Below are 17,609 nucleotides of genomic sequence, written 5' to 3' on the forward strand. Positions count from 1 at the left end.
TGATTCAGCCGCCTCGCATTGGCTGAATCAATGCTCCAACTCAGTTTGCGATCCGGCGCGGATCGCGGCAAGAACCTGCTTTTGAAGGGCAACGAATTCCGACGTGGAAATCATGTCCTGGTTTCGCGGACGGGAAAGCCCGACGTGGAAGGTCGCGTTGATGCGTCCAGGATTGATGCTCATTGCCACGATACGGTCGGATAGATAGACGGCTTCTTCGACGTCATGGGTGACAAAGAGAACCGTTAGCCGATGCTCTTCCCAGATCTGGGTCAGCAGTTCCTGCATCTGGTGACGAGTCAGAGCGTCCAGCGCGCCGAACGGCTCATCCATCAATAGCATTTTCGGGCGGTAAGAAAGGGCGCGCGCAATGGCGACGCGCTGCTTCATGCCGCCCGAGAGTTGCGAGGGGAATGCATCAGCGAATTTGGTGAGTTTTACAAGTTCGATGTGATGACGGGCGACATCCCGGCACTCGGCATTCGGCAGCCCGGCCGCCTGCAGGGCGAATTCGACATTCTGCTGTGCGGTTAGCCACGGCAGCAGCGTGTAGGATTGGAAGACAACGCCGCGATCGAGCCCGGGGCCGACGATCGGCGCACCATCCGTCAGAAGAACGCCATTATCGAAGCCCTGAAGTCCGGCGACGATCGACAGCAGCGTACTTTTGCCGCAGCCGGAAGCACCGACCAACGAGACGAACTCGTTGTCGGCGAGTTCCAGGTCGATATCGCTAAGGGCATGGACGGTGCTTTTCCTACCACCGTACCACTTGTTGAGGCCCTCGATCTTGAGTTTGGGTTCGCTCATCTCAATGCCTCGAAGCGTAACGGAAGAAGACACGCTCGAGGGCCTTCATGCTCTGGTCTGTGATCAGACCGAGTAGGCCAAGGAGCAGGATATAACCAATGATCGTCTGCGTCTGGAAATATCGCTGCGAGACAACGATGCGATAGCCGAGGCCTGATGTCGCCGCGACAAGTTCTGCCAGCACAAGCCAGGTCCAGGCCCAGCCAAGGCTGATACGCAGCGTGTCCCAGATGCCGGGGAGGGCTGACGGCAGGACAATGCGGCGCAGGATCTTTGTCTCCGACATGCCGAGCGTGCGGCCTAGTCCTACGAAGTCGGTTGGAACACGCTTGACGCTGTCCATAACCATCAGCACCTGCTGGAAGAAGGTTCCGATAAAGATGATGACGAATTTTTGGATATCGCTTGTTCCGGCCCACAGAATGGTGAGCGGAACAAAAGCGACGACAGGCATATAGCGGACGAAGTCGACGAAGGGCTCGATGGCCGCTTCCCAGGTCTTGAAACAGCCGATCATGATCCCAATCGGGATCGCCAGCGCCGATGCAATCAGAAAGCCGACGAGCATACGATAGATACTGATGCCGGCATCGGTCCACAGCGTGCCATCGATCGCCAGTTCCATCATCTTGGCCCACACTGCTCCGGGCGAGGGCAGGAAAATCGGCTTCACCCAACCGGTGATGGTAGCAACCCACCACACGGCAAACAGCAGGGCAAAAACGGCAACTGCAATCAGTAGAAACGACTGGCCGCTGATCGGATCCCCGATCCGAAAGGCACTGGGCGGTCTACCGACGCCCGCGCGCGATTGCGCGCGGGGTCTTTCCTTCGGTGTCGACGACAATTCTGAGCTAGACATTACGGTCCCGTTGGTGGCCAAAGGTCACTTGTTCGCTGCATCGACAAAGGATGTGTCGATCATGCTGTCGGCGGAAACGTCCTGGGTCACGAGGCCGGCCTTTTTGGCTGCCTTCAGAACGTCGGCGAAGGTCTTGGTCTTGAAGTCACCGGCAAAGGCTTTGGCGGCTTCGGCAGAAGAATAATACTGAACGCCGTCGAAGGCGGTTTTCAGATCATCCGGGGCGGCGCCCACGGCCTTGGAGATGATGACGCGGTCCTCTTCCGTCTTAGCCTTGTAATCGGCCAGAGCCGCATCCCAGGCCTTGATCATGGCCAGAACCTGCCCCGGCTTCTGCTTCAGCACCTCCTCGCGAACGACGAGGACGTCGGAGACAAGGCCCGGATCCTTGCCGGCTTCAAAAAGCAGCTTGATATTCTTGTCCTGGGCCAGCGCCGTTGAAATATAGGGCTCGTAGGTGACAGCGACGGGGACACGGCCCGCAATCAGTGCCGTTCCCGCATCAGCCGCCGGCATCGGTACGCGGACGACATCGTCGATCGTCATGCCGTTGCTGGCAAGCGCGTAGTTCAGGAGGATGTCGCTTGTCGTTCCTTCCTCGAAGGCAATGTTCTTACCCTTGAGGTCAGCGACGCTCTTAATGTCGCTTCCGGCAAGAATCGCGTCCGCCTTCAGGCTGAAATCAAGAAGCGAGACGATCTTCACCGGCAGGCCGGCGGCGACCATGCCCATGGCGGTGTGCGTGGCGATATTGGCAGCGTCGAGCTGACCGCTGGCAAGTGCTGCGTTGATGTCCTTGTCTTCGCTGAAGTTGACAAGCTCGACATCTTCAAGGCCAGCTTTCTTGAACAGGTCCTTGCTGGCGGCGACGTGCCACTGACCGTAACCGAGCCACGGCTCTATGCCGATCTTAAAGGTGCCCGGTTCCGGCTTGGACGGAATCTGATCCTGAGCGCTAGCCTGCCCTATGGCGAGGACACCGACGATCCCGAGCGCGATCGCTACGCGGGAAAACTGCTTGCTGATGGATTTGTGGTTCATTGGAAACCCCTCTATTTGTTGATTTTAGCGGATCATGCGGCTTTCATCTTGTGAAGTTTGACGCCACCCATCAAAGTCATGGTGGGCGAATATTGAATGGAAGTGTTTGTCTCCTTTCGCCGGCGGTAGCGGTCACTGTTTGAGTATGAGGTGCGAGCCACGCTCCTTTAGGTCGGCGATCGAGCCGACGCCCATCAAAGCCAAAGTAATCGAGATCTCGCGGCGCAACGTCTCGATCGCACGGTCGACCCCGGCCTGGCCGGCGGCTGCGAGACCATAGGTATAGGCTCGACCCAGCATGACACCATCGGCGCCCAATCCGATTGCCTTGACAATATCGCTTCCCCTTCGCACGCCCCCGTCGAGCATCAGCGTAAAATCCGGTCCGACCGCGGACCGGATGTCGGGGAGCGCGGCGATCGTGCTCATGGCGCCATCGAGTTGACGGCCACCATGGTTCGAAACCACAATGCCGTCGACGCCGACCGCTTGCGCTTTCGTTGCATCCTCGGGTGAAAGAATACCCTTGATGACCAGCTTGCCTTTCCACCGGTCGCGCAATGTCTCGATGTCCTTCCAAGCGAGCTTCTTGTCGATGCGCCTGGAAAGATTGGCCGCCTGTTCGAGCGCTCCCCTCCCGAAATCTGTGCGATGCTCCACCGCTCGAACGGAGGGCATGCCGCCACGACCGACGTCGAACAGCCAGGCGGGCTTTCGGCAGAGACTTGCGAACAGACGCGGCGTGATGTGGGTCAGGGATCGGAAACCGTTGCGCACATCACGTTCGCGGATGGCGGTGATGGCGGTATCGACGGTCACGTACAGTGCCTCGACATCGGCCTCTTCGGCAGCGCTCAGAAACTCCTCGCAGAGCGTGCGGTCATCGAGCACATAGAGCTGAAAGTGCAACGCGCCATCCGTCGCACTACGAAGGTCTGCCAGCGACGTGATCGAGAAGGTCGAAAGACAGAAGGGCATGCCGGCAGCGTGGGCGGCGATGGCTGCCTTTTGTTCTCCGTTTCTCGTGTAGAGACCAAGGAAGCCGACCGGTCCCAGCATAAAGGGAAGAGGATGTCGTCGTCCGAGATATTCGGTCGACAGATCAGGCTCGGCATAGTCGTTGAGAACATTTTGACGTAGCCGCAAAAGCGAGAAATCATCTCTGTTTCGACGATAGGTTTCCTCCGCAAAGGAGCCGCCGTCGATGTAATCGAAGAAGAGCTTCGGCAATCGCCGGCGCGCGGCCAGCCGGAGGTCGTCGATATTGACAATCGTCACAACCTACCCCTCCGGATCTATCGTTGCGAGGAAGCGGGTTATCAGGTCCTCGCTCTCCTCAGGCTCCGAGCCGACCATCATCGCCACTGAAAGACCGATCAGGGACGATGTCGGATTGTGGCTTGTAGCACCGGCCCGCAGGTTCATGACGAGTGTCGGGCAGAGGAAAAGTCCGAGTCGGACGACCTTTCGCCAATCGGAAGGAAGCATGCCCCGCTGCTTGAGGGCGGCAAGCAACGGTTTCCACATTGCTTCGGCTTTCGTTTCCAGGAGCGCGGCTCGAACCGGGCTTAGCGTCCAATCGAAATCCGCAAAGAGATGGCCGTTCTCGTAGCTGGCGGTTGCATTGAATTTCTGTTCGGCAAGAGCCGGATCATAGAGCCAGTAGGGATGCGCGAGGATATTGTGGAAGGTCGTCTTTACCTCTGCGAGAAGCGTCGGGATGTGCTCGCCGGCAAAGGCGGGGTCAAAGAACGACAGGTTCGCGCCCCCTTGCTGCTTTTCGAACCAGACGTTGGCGTTGTGGGCGTCGCCATGTGCCGTCACCCCGCCATTATCCGCCAGATCGGCAGGGTTCAGTCTTTCATGCGCCGCGTCGAACAGCTCCCCAAGCGTGTTGCGGTATTGGATGCCATTGATGACAAAGTGGGCTTTCGAGAGCGCGTCCCAGGAAAGCGTCACGCCGGGAAGTTCGAACGCCTTGTCGACGTAAAAGCTCGCCAGCCGACCACCAGGGTAGGTTCCGTCCGGGGCCGTGACCAACCGGTCGTAGAACAGCCGGTGGACCGGCTCCTTTGCAACCTGCTTAGGCGTGACGGGATGCAGCGTCTTCAGGTAGACGGACAGGACGGTCTCATTGAGCCGGCGCTCCGCATCCACGGCCTGGCGTGCCATTTCCTCATCATGAAGCTCGTCGAGCGCGCGCAGAACATCGGAAAAGCGCGGATCCGTCCTGCGCCTGTAGACGAGGATCTGTTCGCCGGGAAGGGTCGACATCATAAGTGGTTGGTCGACCGGCAAGCCGGCCTTGGCAAGGATATCGGCACGATAGTACTCACCGCTCATCTCCTCCTCATTTTCCTCCTGATGGAATTTGAAGAAGTAGGGCTTTCCGTCGGCCTCGAAGAAGCCATTCAGCGAATTGAGGCTGTATTGGTCGTGGTTGATCGCCAGATCGCGTGCTTCGATCCCAAACAGATCTCGCAACAGGTCCGCAAGCATAGCCTCGGCGCCACCGTCGCGTTTTTGGGCCTTCTCCCGGATGGCTGCGGTCCGACTGTTGGGCTGCCCCATGATTTCTCTCACTCCTGGAATGACATGAAGGCCGTTCATTTCTTCGGCGGCAAGTATCTGCTGCCAAGCGAATAGCGGCTGCCGACATAGGTGAAGGTATTGACCGTTGCGATCGTCTGCCCTGTCCATGTTTTTCGGTTTAGAACCAGGCAGCTGTCGCGCTCACGAATATGGAGGAGGCGTGCATGTCTCTCAGTCGCCGGGATGGCACTGATGAGATGCTCGACTTCGGTTAGCGGTGTACTGTGCTGAAGGTAATCGTAGGTGCCGATGGACGTAAAATCCTGATCGAGATAGTTCTTCACGAGTTCCGTATTGACGTAACGCTCCTCGAGTTGAACAGGGACGCCATTCTCGTAGTGAACGACCATCGAATGATCGACGGGGCAAAGCTTTCTGAACTCAAACGCGTCCAACAGCATTTGGTCCGGCCGCTCGATCCGTTCGAGCAAGATTACCTCTGCGCGGTGTTGGCTTCCACGCGCCTTGATCTCCGTGATGATATTGCTGATCTCGATGAGGGTCGACTGTGCCTTGGGAGGCGAGACGAATGTCCCGACGCCCTGGACCCTGCGCAGATAGCCTTCGGCTGTCAGTTCGCGAAGCGCGCGATGGACCGTCATGCGAGAAACGCCGAGCGAAGACGTTAATTCATGCTCGGACGGGAGCTTTTCATTCTGTGGCCAATTGCCGTTTCCGATGTTGTCGAGGACGAAGTCCTTGACCTTTTCGTAGAGCGGTAGCGCGGTGTTTGAAAGACCGGGCAATTTCTATCTCCGTCTCACGCCGAGGCGTTTGCTTGATCAATCGGCTATTCGAACGATCGTTTTTAATTTGGTTGAGCGACCATCGATCAGTCGGTGGTATGCATCGGGAACTTCGTCTAGCGAGCTCAGGACCTCGCTGAATTGCAGAAGTGAGGACTGCAGTTTTGGCAACAGCGCGATGGCGTCGGCGAGTTCGTCTTCAAAGGCGTGGCAGCCAACGAGGGAAATCTCGCGCTCGACCAGGAGGTTGGGATCCAGATACAGCTTTCCGTGGCTGATGCCCACGAGAGCGAATGCGCCGCCCCCGTCCAGAAGTTCGATGGCTTGCGCGATGGCCTTTGTGCTTCCCGTTGCATCCACTGCGTACCGGAGTCGCGCGTCGCCGAGAGCGGTCCTTGCTTGCGATTTGTCCAGCGCGACCACGGAGCCTCCGCAGAGGCGGGCCACCATCTCGGCACGACTACCATTCAAATCCGCAAACAACAGCTTTCCATGGTGGAGATGTGAAAGCAGCAACCCGCAGAGACCGCCTATCGTCCCACAGCCGATGAGAATAATCGCTTCGCCTTGGGGCGGATTGAGCCGTCGTACCGCATGAAGCGCGACGGCCAAAGGTTCGGCCATGGCCGCCACTGCAGGATCAAGGGAGGGGTCGTGCTTGTGAACGAGACGGGCGGGTAGTTGGGTCTGCCCCGCGAACCCTCCGTCGCATACCTCGCCGACGAAACCGAGATGTTCGCAGACATTGGTCCGGCCTGATCTGCATGCTTCACATTGGCCACAGTAAAAGCGGGAGTCAGCGGCGACCAGATCACCGATCGCCAGATCTTCGACACCCTCTCCAATTGCGGAAACGCGCCCACAGAATTCGTGGCCCGCCGTCGATGGACGTCTGCTGATCCACTGGCCGGTTCGGTAGTTGTGAATGTCCGAGCCGCAGATTCCCGCGGCGCGAACATCGATCGTCACGTAGCCCCTGGGCGGCGACAGAGGTCTGTCGACTTCCTCGACCCTGAGATCAAACGCGTCGTAAAGCCGAACCGCCTTCATCCTGTCAGCCCCGCTTTGGCAGATAGTTGTCGCGGACCGCCGAGACTGCATGCGCGTGGGATGAGAAGCCTTCATATTCCGCGAGCTTGTGGGCATGCTTCGCAAATTCGGGATAGGCCGACGCTGTGACATAGCCGATCGAACTGCGCTTCACAAAATCGGTCACCGACAGCGGGCCGAACGTGCGCGCCCACCGGCTCGTCGGCAGCACGGCGTTTGGACCGAGGCAGAAGTTGGCGATGCTGACGGGCGTATGCGGACCCATGAGGATTTCCGCGGCCTCGGTGATCTGTCCGAGATGAGCGAAGGGATCCTGCGATAGGAGTTCGAGATGCTCCGGCGCGTAGGCATTGATGAAGTCGTAGCTTTGCTCGACCGAGGAGGTGAGAATGATCCCACCGCATTTGCCTGAAAGGACGGCGCTCGAGAACTGGACGCGCTGTTCCGTCATGCGCGCCCAGTGTTCGGGCAGCGCGGCGAGGGCTTCCTCGGCCACGCGGCGGCTATAGGTCACGAGATAGGCGGAAGAGTCCGGGCCGTGCTCGGCCTCGATCAACAGGTCAAGTGCTGCAAGGCCGCCATGGACAGTGTCATCCGCAAAGATGATGGCTTCGGAAGGGCCAGCGGGCAGGCCCGTATCGATGATGCCTGACAGGCTCCGTTTGGCTGCGACCACCCAAGGGCTTCCCGGCCCGACGATCTTCAGCGCCGGCTTGATCGTTTCTGTCCCGTAGGCGACGGCTGCAACCGCCTGAGCACCGCCGACCTTGTAGACAGTTTCCACGCCGGCCAGACGCGCTGCGACCAGCGTTGCAGCGTCCACGCTACCGTCCGGCGCAGGGGGAGTGACGATCGCCAGGTTCGGAACGCCCGCAACGACGGCGGGGATAGAGGTCATCATCGTGACGGACGGAAACGAACCCTTGCCGCGCGGGACATAGAGCGCAACGGACTTGATCGGAGTGAAGCGGTCGCCGGCGAAGGCGCCCGGCTTTATCTCCTTCAGCCACATGGCTTCTGGTTTCTGTTCCTCATGGAAATGGCGGATATTCTGAATGCCGAAGGTGATGGCTTCGATTACGTCCTCGCTGACAAGCTTGAACGCCGCATCGAACTCGGCATCGGTGACCTTGATTGTTGCTTCTGTGATGTCCGCCTTGTCGAGCTCCCGGCCGAAGCGGGCGACGGCCCGGTCGCCTTCCGTGCGCACGGCCTCGAGGATCGGCGCCACTTTCTCGACGAACCCGGAAATGTCCGTTTCGGATCGGCGTAAGAGCATGGCCTTCTCATCCGGTCCAAGATTGGAATATTCATGAAAGCTGACTCTGGTCATTGCTCATACCCTTGTTGGCGCACAGAGGCGCACACAGCCGCAGTCGTTCGCGCGCTGACGGCACGACGATCCAGGTTGCCTGCAGGTCATGCTGGAACGCACCGCAAATCGGTGGCCGGTGATGCGATACCCTGCAAGCTATTCGTGCGAGGAAGCCGGATTTGGCTATCCGACAAATTCCCAGGAAGTCTGAGACTTCGTTCCCGTTTTTATTGTCTATAGATGTCTATACATTTATAGACAACATCATCATTCCTATGCTGTCAAGCTTGAATTTCCATGCTTAGATCGATGCTAAAAAACCGCCGTCGACAGGGATACATTGGCCAGTAATGTAGGCCGATGCGCCGCTCGCAAGGAAGATAACGGCGCCTCCGATGTCGGAACCATCACCGAACCGCTTTTGTGGAATCTTGTCGAGCATTTTCGCCGACCAACCCTCGTCCTGATAAAAGCCTTCAGTCATCGCCGTGCGGAAATAGCCCGGCGCGACTGCATTCACGCGGATGCCCAGCGGCGCCCATTCGGCCGAAAGCGCGCGTGTCATGCCAAGCAGTCCAGACTTCGAGGAGCCATAGGGCACGGCGGTCGGGATGCCGACATAGGAGGTAAGCGAGCAGAGATTGATGATGCTTCCGCCGCGAGGCTGGCGTGACATCCGGCGCGCCGCCCCCTGCGACCAGAAGAACGCACCCTTGAGGTTGGTGCCGATAATCTTATCCCAGAGCTGTTCGTCGACGTCGAGCGAGGGGGATACCTGTTCATAGCCGGCGTTGTTGACAAGGATATCGACTGCGCCAGTGATGCTTTCGAACTTGCTTAGCGTTTCGTCGATGGACGAGATGTCTGTCACATCCTGGGCGCTCGTGATGCAGGTCCTACCGAGGGCCTCGATCTTTTCTTTGGTTTCGCTTAGCGAATTTTGATCGCGCGCCGTAACGCAGACATCGGCACCCGCTTCGGCAAGAGCCAGCGTAATCCATTGGCCTATGCCACGGCTCGCGCCGGTCACAACTGCTACTCTACCTGCCAGATCAAACATCGTATTGGCCATGATGATCCCCTTGCTTTTGCAGGATAGAACCACCGTTCAACAATGATGTCTATACATGTATTGACAAAAAGAGACATTCCTATTTGCGTCTAAAAGACGCGCCGTGCCAAAAGTTGCTACAGGACATTGCGCTCAGAAATCCCGATCGACAGCCGCAGAGACAATCATTGGGTTTGAGATTGATTGCCCAGGATCTGCCGATCGGATCGAATGGCTGATTGTCGATGGCTTTCAGCTTCACATCGGTGCGATCAAGATGAAGACGCAGGATTTCAGATAGTGATCGCAGGTTCTGATCGCTTCAAGGCGACGGATATTTCTTTTCTCGGTGGCAACTTTCGATGGCGCTTTGTTGCCGGCGTCAAGTGACGGTCGCATGCCGGCGACGACCGTTTCGTTGCTGCAACTTATCGGTATGAGGCCGAACCGCGTCCACCATAAGCTTTGGTCCAGCTGACGAACTGCGCGCGGATCGAGAGAATTGTTCATGTACAAGCCATTTTGCGGCGGCAGCCCATCGACTCCATCGGGTCAGAATTCGACTATAATGTGCGCGTTCGCCCGAATGATCGCAGCAGAAGATTGACCGAGACGGCGACCTTGTCGATATCGCGAATGTCCTGCGAATATTGTCCGGTATAGAGCTTCACGATCATCCTGTCGCGATCGGCTGCGCTGAGTTCGAAATGCAGGTGAAGATAGTAAGCTTGCGTATCGCCGCCGCGGCTGATGCTCCGTCGCCGTTGGGTCACCCGTTTGAGTTCTGTTTTGAACGGGGCGAAGCCGTTTAGCTTCAGCAGGACGGAGCTGGATTGAAAACGGGCCTCGGGGGACACCGCGACGACTGCCTTGTCCAGTGCCAAACTGACGACCTGGCCAGGGACATCGTCCACTGTGGCGTTCTCCTCGAGTTTGAACGCATGAAACAATCGCCGGGGCTTTTCAAAGCAGATGAGAGAGGCGATCGCCAGGACGACGATGTTGATACCCGCCCATAAGGCTGCGATCGGGGAAAACTGGCCCTGAACATTGGTCGTTTCCGGCACGATATTGATTAGCAGGCCGATGGCGGTGATGGTAATCAGGCCCGCGATCCAGGCAAAGCTATATCTGTCGAAATGGTTGGTTTCGTTGCCGCTGCCCTTCGGCGTCACCCTGAACGGCTTGCCGAATGGCTGTACCAAGCTTGACACGACGGTCGGCAGCATCCGGAATGTTGCAAAGGTTCCGACCGCGCTTGAAATTATGGGCAGGTAACGCGTCGGCGTTATCCACAGCATGAGAAGGAAATAGGCCGCCAGCAGTGGCACCTGGTAAGAGACATAGTCGGCAATGTCGGTGAAATAGAGGGGCAGCAGACCGAACCAGAGATAGGCGATCGGCACGATCAATATCATGAAGCGCACGAGATATTGCACCAGCCATGAGGCCGGCAGGAACATGATCCGCTGGAATAGGGATAGTCCCGGACCGCGTAGCGGGCCGTTGTGCAGATAGAGCGTCTGAATGCCTCCTTGGCACCACCGTTCGCGCTGCACGAAATATCCAGTGAGATTCTCCGCTGCCAGCCCCATCGACAGGCGTTCGTTCAAGTAGCGCGTCTTGTAGCCTTTGTTGAGCATGGACAGCGTGGTCAGCAAATCCTCCGTGATCGATTCCGTCGGAAAGCCGCCGATCGCATCGACAGCCTTGCGGCGGGCGATCGAGCAAGAGCCGCAGCAAAAACTGACGTCCCAGGTGTCTCTGCTGGGGGCGATTTCGTCGAAAAACAAGCGCTGCTCATCCGGCCAGATATTCTCCAGGCCCAGATTCGATTGCACCGGATCGACGTTGAAAAAATGTTGTGGCGTCTGGACGATGCCGATGCTTTCATCGGAAAAGAAGGGCAGGGTTCGGCGCAGAAAATGCCGGTAGGGCACAAAATCCGCGTCGAAGACGGCGACGAACTCGCCCGAACTCACCTTCAACCCGTTGTTCATATTGCCCGCTTTCGCGTGCGAATTATCGCCCCGCGTGACGTGGATTGCTTTCTTTTTTTCGCAAAAGTGCTTGAGCCAGTCGCGGCGCTGGTCGTCGAGAACATATACTTTCAGCTTGTCGGCGGGATAATCGAGCGATAACGCCCCGACAATTGTTCTCTCGAGCACGTCGAGCGGCTCGTTGTAGGTGGGAATGAAGACATCCACCGTGGGTAGTTCTGCCTCGTCGCGTGCGAAGAAGCTCTTCGCCAGTCTGTCGGCCTCGGCGCTGCGATCGACATAGCGGCTCATCAGAACCAGAAAAAGCAAGACCTCCGTAAAGGCCAGCAACTCGACGATGAAGACAAACCAGACCCAATAGAAATTAAAGCCATCATAGGGGTAGGGAAGAACGGTTTGCGTCAGCCGCCAAAGCATATAGCGCAACGCGATCGTTCCGACGAAAGCGCAGGTGATCGCCCGTGTCCAGGTCTGGTGACGCGACCAATTGAATGGTCCCAGGAGAAAAAGGGCCAAAACAACAAAGGTCGGAGCGAGTGCTAGAAGATACTGAACCACAGGTTTTTAACCCAATTCGACAAGCCGATGCTATGTTTGGGAAACCGGACCTGGACTGTTCGTCCCACCTGGCAGAAATTCGCAAAGTCGCCGTTCATGAAGGACGGTTCCAGGCGGACCCGAATTCGGGCATTTCGCTGCGATGTTTCCGGTAAGCCGGCTGCGAAGGAATCGCTCTCGACACCTGCAGAGCTGCCCTTTACCGAGGTGACTACCCCCTTGAAGACGTCGCTCCGCCCGAACAGGCGCACCTGCGCTGCAAGTCCCGGATAAATCTCGTCATAGTCGACCTCGGGAACAAGAATATCGACAAACAGCTCCCGGCAGTCGAGGAGGCGCACGAGCTCGTTATTGAGCACAATATTGGAGCCGTTGACGATGCTCCTGCCCCAGACAACACCATCGAATGGCGCCGTCGCTGTTGCAGATTCGAGACTGCTGACGCGACTGCCTTCTTCGATCAACTGCTTTTCTACCTCGGCGGCTCGTGTCTCATTTTCCGCTATGCGTGAGTTCAAGTCGCTGATACGGACGACGACCTCGTCTTCACGTTGTCGCGAATAAGGCACATCGTTCTGCCCGTCGCCGGACACAAAGATACCCTGGCGAAGCGCATTGAGCCTCTGTTGCAATTGGTCGACAGTCAAATTGCTGATTTCCACCTCGCCGCCGGTCGCAGCCCCTGCGGCGCGTGCCGCATCAACCATCCTTTGCGTGAGGATACCTTTTGACTCCAGGTCCATCCGGCGGTTCAGGTCGACCTGTGCGGCAAGATCCTGCGCTTGCGAGACCTCGACTTTCTTTCGCAGGATTTCCACCTCGCGTTCCAGATTGGCAATCGTGGTTTGCTTGAAGACCTCCAACCGGTTGGATAGCTGCCCGCGAAGTTGGGAAAGCTCGTCGCGTTCCTTTTTCAGAGCGATTACACGGTCGCTTGCTGTGTTGCGATCCGCTTCCAGCGAAGCAAGGATAGCACGATTGACGCGCTGATTGGTGATTTCTGCGAGCGTCTGGCCCTCTTTAACAGGGGCGCCAACTTTAGCCGGCTCACCCGTAATCATGCCGTCGATAGGGGCATTGATGATAGCGAAGCGAGCATTGACCGTACCATCACGGCTGGTGAAGCCAGTGATTGCCGGCAACGAGACGATAATCGCAATCGCCAGCAAGAGCAGGCCGACAGCGATTCGTGTAATGCGATGGTTCCAGATCATATTGGTAGACAGACATATCGCGTTAACAACTATCGGCGCCTTCGAATCGAGTGCCAAGGATAATAGGTACAACTAAGCCTTTAGTAATTTAGCCTAGTGAAAATTAGCAAGAAAGCAGCTATCGCAAAAGATGGATAACGAAAAATGGGTCCACGGATGTTTTGGTCGCTCTTCTTCGTCCAAAGCAAAGCTTGCCTGCGCTCTGGGAGCGCAGGCATGTTGATCTGCCGAACTGTAAATTAGCCGCAGAGCCGGGGCTTGAACGCGATTATTCATTGAACGAAATTCATGCATCCCGAAATTTTTGGAAACTCGAACGCAAGCAATATGTGCAATCCTTTATTGGGGATGGTGGTCCGGGACACCGTAATGAGGCGGGAAACTATCGTCTTTTAGTTGGCGAGGGAGCCTCATGCCCTGCAATATATATGAAATACGGCAGCCCCACGCGATCGGTTCCCAGGATGTTGATTTCTGCCGGAGAAGGATCCAACTACGCATTTTGGATAATTATCTATTGTAAATCAATATGTTAATTATATCTCACAGGTCGATACTGAGTTCAAATCTCTTATCAAGAGCAGCCGTTTGTGGCCTTCATCGGAAATTTCGTTCCAGCGGAATGACGTGAAAGGACGAGTCCGCTCAAGTTGATTGGACTGTTTAGCCGGCATACAAGTGTAAACAGACGAAATCCGGGCCTGTTGTCCTGTTCGTGCCATCAAAGCAAGCTGAAGTATTCGGTTTTCGGCTTTCCGGTCTTCCGATCGTGACCCAATTCATGGCCGACCTTTTCGCCTTCACGGAGCTAACCTCCCCGCGACAAAGCAGAAACGCGGATAAATGCGTCCATTCCGCTGTTTGCGGGACAATTGAAACCAACCGTTTTATCTTCATTGAAAAATTTCACAGTGCCCGCTGGGATCGCAATTTCCTCTTTTTGCCTGGATTCCCGTCCTTGTCCCGGTGGTCTTTTGATCTATCAATGGTTGCCAACTAAGATAGTTTGGTGGAAATTTCAGGCGACTGGATTGCAGCCGCTTTTCACGCTTCGCGTCGAGCAGTATTCAAGCTCAATCTCAAGTAGCCTCGTTGCCTGGGCAAGTGCATCTTCTGTCTCCGCGAACAGTCGTGATTTATCGCCCATCCTGGCTTCGCTATAATGTCTGGCACGCAGCAAGACGAGTTCGGCCAAGTCGATGCATTCCGGTGTCGGCTGGACGAGCTTGAGGCAATATCGCAAATTGATAGCGACCTCGAGCATGAATTCGGCGACCGAGAAATCCAATATTGCGCCCGGCGGTGCTGACCTGGCTAGAAATACCCTCCAGTTTTGGGTCATTGTGCTACCCCTTTCCATCGGACCCATTGCACGAACATTCGCTTATTGTGCCCTGCAATCTTGCAGAGTCATCGTCGTGATCCGGACCATCGCGTGCGCATCGGCAAAGCCCCCAAATGTTCGCAATTATATCGGCCGGGGGAAATCGCTTTCAATAACGCAAGCCTGTGATTGGGCTTCGGTCCGTTTCCTGCTCCGACGTTGGTCCGATGATCTGCCTGCGAAAGGCCTCACATGCGATTGCTGAAGTCCAAACCGGGGCTTCTCCCGTCGATAAAACTTGACCCCTCGCGGCGTTGCGGCGATCTGATATGAAGGTCAGGAATTTGCCAATCGACGATAGCGGCGGCGCTTTCGTGCCGGGGAATGATGTCCGCTCGTCGCCGGATCTATTCGAAGCCTCAGGAGGCGGTGGTGTTATTGCGTCGAAAGTTAATTGCTGCCTTGCCATGCTTGCTGTTGACCTTGGTCAACACGGCGCTCCCATACACCGTCAAAGTTCACGGCGTTTCTGCGACGCTTACGCAGCAGGTGGCAGAAGCGAAAGGGGGTAACGGCAATGGTGGTGGAAATGGCAACGGCGGAGGCAACGGAAACGGCGGCGGCAATAGCGGCAATGGAGGTGGAAGCGGCAGCGGAAATGGGAACGGCAATGGTAAGGGAAACGGCAATGGCCAGTCGTCCAGTACCAAGAGCGCAACGCAAAGCCAGGTCGATGCCGATCAGTCTACCGATGACGGTAGTGGCTCGATCACCGTGCACCACAAGGATGGGATGAGCGAAAAAATACAGAGCGGACGCTATATGATGGAGGATTCAAAGGGCCGCACGATCGTCAACCGCAATGCAACGATCGCAGACGAGCAGCGGCTCAAATCCTTCCTTCATTGACGGCGTCTTTCAAGTTCATCGCGGAACGCCATTGCGGCCTCTGTTCTGTTGCTCACTTCCAGCTTGGTGAATATCTGGGTCATATGATGCTTGATGGTCTTTTCATGAAGATCGAGCTTCAGGCCGATATGTTTGTTGCTCAAACCCGCAGAAGCTAGCTCCAGCACCTCCCGTTCACGATCCGTCAACGCGTTGAAGGGATTGATCTGAGTGCCCGATCCGCTTTCCGAAATCAGACGAGCCGATAGGGTCGGTGCGACATAGCTGTCACCGGCGGCAATGCTACGAATGATATCGGCCAATGCCCGCGACCCGACGCCTTTGAGAACGTAGCCCTTGGCACCGCTCTTGAGTGCCGCCATCAGGTCATCGCTTGCTTCGGAGACCGTCAGCATGACGATCTTCTGGTCGGGAATCTGCTCGAGTATGAGGGGGATGGCGTCCAATCCTCCGCCTGGCATCGAAATGTCGAGCAGCAAGATGTCTGGACGATGTTCCACGGCAATGCGCAATGCGTCTTGTTTGCTGCTGCCTTCGCCAACAATGTTGAACTCGTCCATTTCGGTTAGGCTTCGAATGACGCCCTCCCTGAAAAGCGGGTGGTCGTCTATCACTGCCAATCTGATTGCACCTGTCATGCCTGTTCCATTTCCTCGATGCTCAGGGACATTCGAACTGTGGTTCCCTGATTCGATGATGAAAGCTGAAAAGTACCGCCGAGGCTTTCGACCCGATCTCTGAGGCCCGCAAGGCCGAGCTTTTGCGGGCCGACATCCTTCGGATCGAACCCCGGCCCTTCATCGACAACTTCGATTACGATCTGCTCATGATCCAACGATTGCATAACCTTCTGTCCGATCCCCCCCGCATGACGATAGCCATTGTTCAAAGCTTCCTGGACGAAGCGATAGACGCATATCTTTGCGGAGGTGGGAAGATCTCTCGGCGTCGTACCCGCCAAGAGCGTAACTGTAACACCGGTGCGCCGTTCGTGCTCGCGGATTGCCCGTCCAATGAGATCGGTCAGGTTGTCCGTCTCGATATGTGGTAACATCAACCCGCTACAGATATTTCTGATTTCTGCCATGGCGTCGCCAAGACTGGTCTTGATGGTGCGCAGCGACGCGTCACGTTCGGCCGACGAGGCTTTGGGGCTCGTCAGGGTCCGGCTGTCCAGACGTAAAGAGGCATAAGCGATCAATTGAGCAGGACCGTCATGCAGGTCAGCGCCAATGCGGCGGAGATAGCTCTCGTTAAGTGCGGCTGCGCGCTGGGTTGCGCGTTGAACGCGTGCCCGCAACGCCTCATTCTGTAGAAGAAGTGTCGACAATTCCCCAATGCGGCCGTTGAGCGCCCTGCGCTGATTGTCGATGGTTCGGCTACCACGCAGAACGATGATCGACAGAAGGGAGAAGAAGGTCAGCGTAAACAAAGCGACCACAAGCCAGCTCAACAGGCGGGCCTGATTGACGCTCCATTCGAGGTCGTTGGCAACCTCGTAAAACTCCGAGACGGCGACGACTTTGCCCGACCAGGGCTGGAGCACCGGATTGTAGATTTCCAGGAGTGGTTTGCCGCTATTGCGCTCAGCAACGCTTTCCACATCATCGATCCGGTTGAATTTAGCGACCATTTGGCCAGAAAAAGCTGTTCGCAGGCTGTCTGAGAGCGGAAACCCTTTGCCGGAGAGGTCCTTGTTGTTGGAATAGAGGATCGTCCCGTCATTGCGCCATAGACGGAATGAAAATAGCCGCGTGCCAAGCGCGCCCTGGCCAAGTGTTTCGTCCAGCGCCCGTGTTACCGTGTCATCGAGGGCCTGAGTGGTTTGCATGTCCGGGAGAAGGGGGGCAATGACGCTATCGACATAAAGGGCCGTCGTTGCCGCGGAATTGCGTGTCACTGCATTTTCGATGAGGCTGGCAACGAAGGAGCCGACAACGAGCATCGCGCAGGTAGCGACGAAGCCGCCGGCGAGCAGGAACTGCCTGGCCAAGGACTGCGAGTTCCAGCGTTCGACGAGACTTGCCAGAGATAGCTTGTATTTATGAATTACTCGCGGAACTGGCATGGTCAGCACGGATCTCCCAATCCAATATAGCTATCCCAGCAGGACCAGGTGTCAACTGGTGCGACGTCG

The 17,609-nt window shown here is 56.7% G+C and carries 14 protein-coding genes; 1 reads left to right on the plus strand and 13 read right to left on the minus strand.

Features of this window, described 5'->3' with window-relative positions:
- Positions 1–27 precede the first annotated feature (27 nt).
- The 11 genes from AB8B29_RS29635 to AB8B29_RS29685 all read right to left on the minus strand — a co-directional run bounded on the left by AB8B29_RS29635 (position 28) and on the right by AB8B29_RS29685 (position 13,239).
- Positions 28–810: an ABC transporter ATP-binding protein gene (locus AB8B29_RS29635; protein ID WP_047640832.1), complete on the minus strand. Its 783-nt coding sequence runs from the start codon at positions 808–810 to the stop codon at positions 28–30.
- A gap of 1 nt (position 811) precedes the next feature.
- Complete coding sequence (locus AB8B29_RS29640; protein WP_047560371.1) at positions 812–1,672, minus strand: ABC transporter permease; 861 nt, start codon at positions 1,670–1,672, stop codon at positions 812–814.
- 24 nt (positions 1,673–1,696) lie between these two features.
- Entirely contained in the window at positions 1,697–2,713 is a 1,017-nt protein-coding gene (locus AB8B29_RS29645; RefSeq protein WP_047560374.1) for an ABC transporter substrate-binding protein, read from the minus strand.
- Between the two features lie 132 nt (positions 2,714–2,845).
- The gene (locus AB8B29_RS29650; protein WP_439006960.1) at positions 2,846–3,991 is read right to left on the minus strand and encodes an alpha-hydroxy acid oxidase; all 1,146 of its coding nucleotides are present in this window, start codon (positions 3,989–3,991) and stop codon (positions 2,846–2,848) included.
- Between the two features lie 3 nt (positions 3,992–3,994).
- Complete coding sequence (locus AB8B29_RS29655) at positions 3,995–5,284, minus strand: hypothetical protein (RefSeq protein WP_113134161.1); 1,290 nt, start codon at positions 5,282–5,284, stop codon at positions 3,995–3,997.
- A gap of 35 nt (positions 5,285–5,319) precedes the next feature.
- Positions 5,320–6,051: a histidine utilization repressor gene (gene hutC / locus AB8B29_RS29660; protein ID WP_037199467.1), complete on the minus strand. Its 732-nt coding sequence runs from the start codon at positions 6,049–6,051 to the stop codon at positions 5,320–5,322.
- 36 nt (positions 6,052–6,087) lie between these two features.
- The gene (locus AB8B29_RS29665) at positions 6,088–7,101 is read right to left on the minus strand and encodes an alcohol dehydrogenase catalytic domain-containing protein (protein ID WP_113134162.1); all 1,014 of its coding nucleotides are present in this window, start codon (positions 7,099–7,101) and stop codon (positions 6,088–6,090) included.
- A gap of 4 nt (positions 7,102–7,105) precedes the next feature.
- Positions 7,106–8,434 carry a histidinol dehydrogenase gene (gene hisD, locus AB8B29_RS29670; RefSeq protein ID WP_113134163.1) on the minus strand — a complete coding sequence of 443 codons (1,329 nt, stop codon included), beginning with the start codon at positions 8,432–8,434 and terminating at the stop codon, positions 7,106–7,108.
- A gap of 283 nt (positions 8,435–8,717) precedes the next feature.
- Complete coding sequence (locus tag AB8B29_RS29675) at positions 8,718–9,488, minus strand: SDR family NAD(P)-dependent oxidoreductase (RefSeq protein ID WP_047560498.1); 771 nt, start codon at positions 9,486–9,488, stop codon at positions 8,718–8,720.
- 542 nt (positions 9,489–10,030) lie between these two features.
- A complete protein-coding gene (locus AB8B29_RS29680; protein ID WP_047560390.1) occupies positions 10,031–12,025 on the minus strand; it encodes a glycosyltransferase in 1,995 nt (664 codons plus the stop codon).
- Positions 12,007–13,239: an HlyD family secretion protein gene (locus AB8B29_RS29685; RefSeq protein ID WP_047560393.1), complete on the minus strand. Its 1,233-nt coding sequence runs from the start codon at positions 13,237–13,239 to the stop codon at positions 12,007–12,009. Before AB8B29_RS29685 ends, AB8B29_RS29680 begins: the two co-directional genes overlap by 19 nt.
- 1,708 nt (positions 13,240–14,947) lie before the next feature.
- Between AB8B29_RS29685 and AB8B29_RS29690 the strand changes: the two genes are divergently transcribed.
- Positions 14,948–15,472: a hypothetical protein gene (locus AB8B29_RS29690; protein WP_244655236.1), complete on the plus strand. Its 525-nt coding sequence runs from the start codon at positions 14,948–14,950 to the stop codon at positions 15,470–15,472.
- Here AB8B29_RS29690 and AB8B29_RS29695 read toward each other — a convergent pair.
- Both AB8B29_RS29695 and AB8B29_RS29700 read right to left on the minus strand, forming a co-directional pair.
- Positions 15,466–16,110 carry a response regulator gene (locus AB8B29_RS29695; protein ID WP_047560396.1) on the minus strand — a complete coding sequence of 215 codons (645 nt, stop codon included), beginning with the start codon at positions 16,108–16,110 and terminating at the stop codon, positions 15,466–15,468. The genes AB8B29_RS29690 and AB8B29_RS29695 overlap by 7 nt on opposite strands.
- Entirely contained in the window at positions 16,107–17,540 is a 1,434-nt protein-coding gene (locus AB8B29_RS29700; protein WP_113102505.1) for a sensor histidine kinase, read from the minus strand. Before AB8B29_RS29700 ends, AB8B29_RS29695 begins: the two co-directional genes overlap by 4 nt.
- Between the last annotated feature and the right edge of the window lie 69 nt (positions 17,541–17,609).

The sequence above is a fragment of the Rhizobium sp. 11_C7_N12_5 genome, assembly GCF_051811145.1.
Taxonomy (GTDB): domain Bacteria; phylum Pseudomonadota; class Alphaproteobacteria; order Rhizobiales; family Rhizobiaceae; genus Rhizobium; species Rhizobium lusitanum.

What these genes read in the sequence shown, in the direction of transcription:
- AB8B29_RS29700 (WP_113102505.1), bottom strand. Translation starts at nt 17,540, where the DNA reads ATGCCAGTTCCGCGAGTAATTCATAAATACAAGCTATCTCTGGCAAGT.
- hisD (WP_113134163.1), bottom strand. Translation starts at nt 8,434, where the DNA reads ATGACCAGAGTCAGCTTTCATGAATATTCCAATCTTGGACCGGATGAG.
- AB8B29_RS29655 (WP_113134161.1), bottom strand. Translation starts at nt 5,284, where the DNA reads ATGGGGCAGCCCAACAGTCGGACCGCAGCCATCCGGGAGAAGGCCCAA.
- AB8B29_RS29640 (WP_047560371.1), bottom strand. Translation starts at nt 1,672, where the DNA reads ATGTCTAGCTCAGAATTGTCGTCGACACCGAAGGAAAGACCCCGCGCG.
- AB8B29_RS29690 (WP_244655236.1), top strand. Translation starts at nt 14,948, where the DNA reads ATGATGTCCGCTCGTCGCCGGATCTATTCGAAGCCTCAGGAGGCGGTG.
- AB8B29_RS29675 (WP_047560498.1), bottom strand. Translation starts at nt 9,488, where the DNA reads ATGGCCAATACGATGTTTGATCTGGCAGGTAGAGTAGCAGTTGTGACC.
- AB8B29_RS29665 (WP_113134162.1), bottom strand. Translation starts at nt 7,101, where the DNA reads ATGAAGGCGGTTCGGCTTTACGACGCGTTTGATCTCAGGGTCGAGGAA.
- AB8B29_RS29645 (WP_047560374.1), bottom strand. Translation starts at nt 2,713, where the DNA reads ATGAACCACAAATCCATCAGCAAGCAGTTTTCCCGCGTAGCGATCGCG.
- AB8B29_RS29695 (WP_047560396.1), bottom strand. Translation starts at nt 16,110, where the DNA reads ATGACAGGTGCAATCAGATTGGCAGTGATAGACGACCACCCGCTTTTC.
- AB8B29_RS29685 (WP_047560393.1), bottom strand. Translation starts at nt 13,239, where the DNA reads ATGATCTGGAACCATCGCATTACACGAATCGCTGTCGGCCTGCTCTTG.
- AB8B29_RS29635 (WP_047640832.1), bottom strand. Translation starts at nt 810, where the DNA reads ATGAGCGAACCCAAACTCAAGATCGAGGGCCTCAACAAGTGGTACGGT.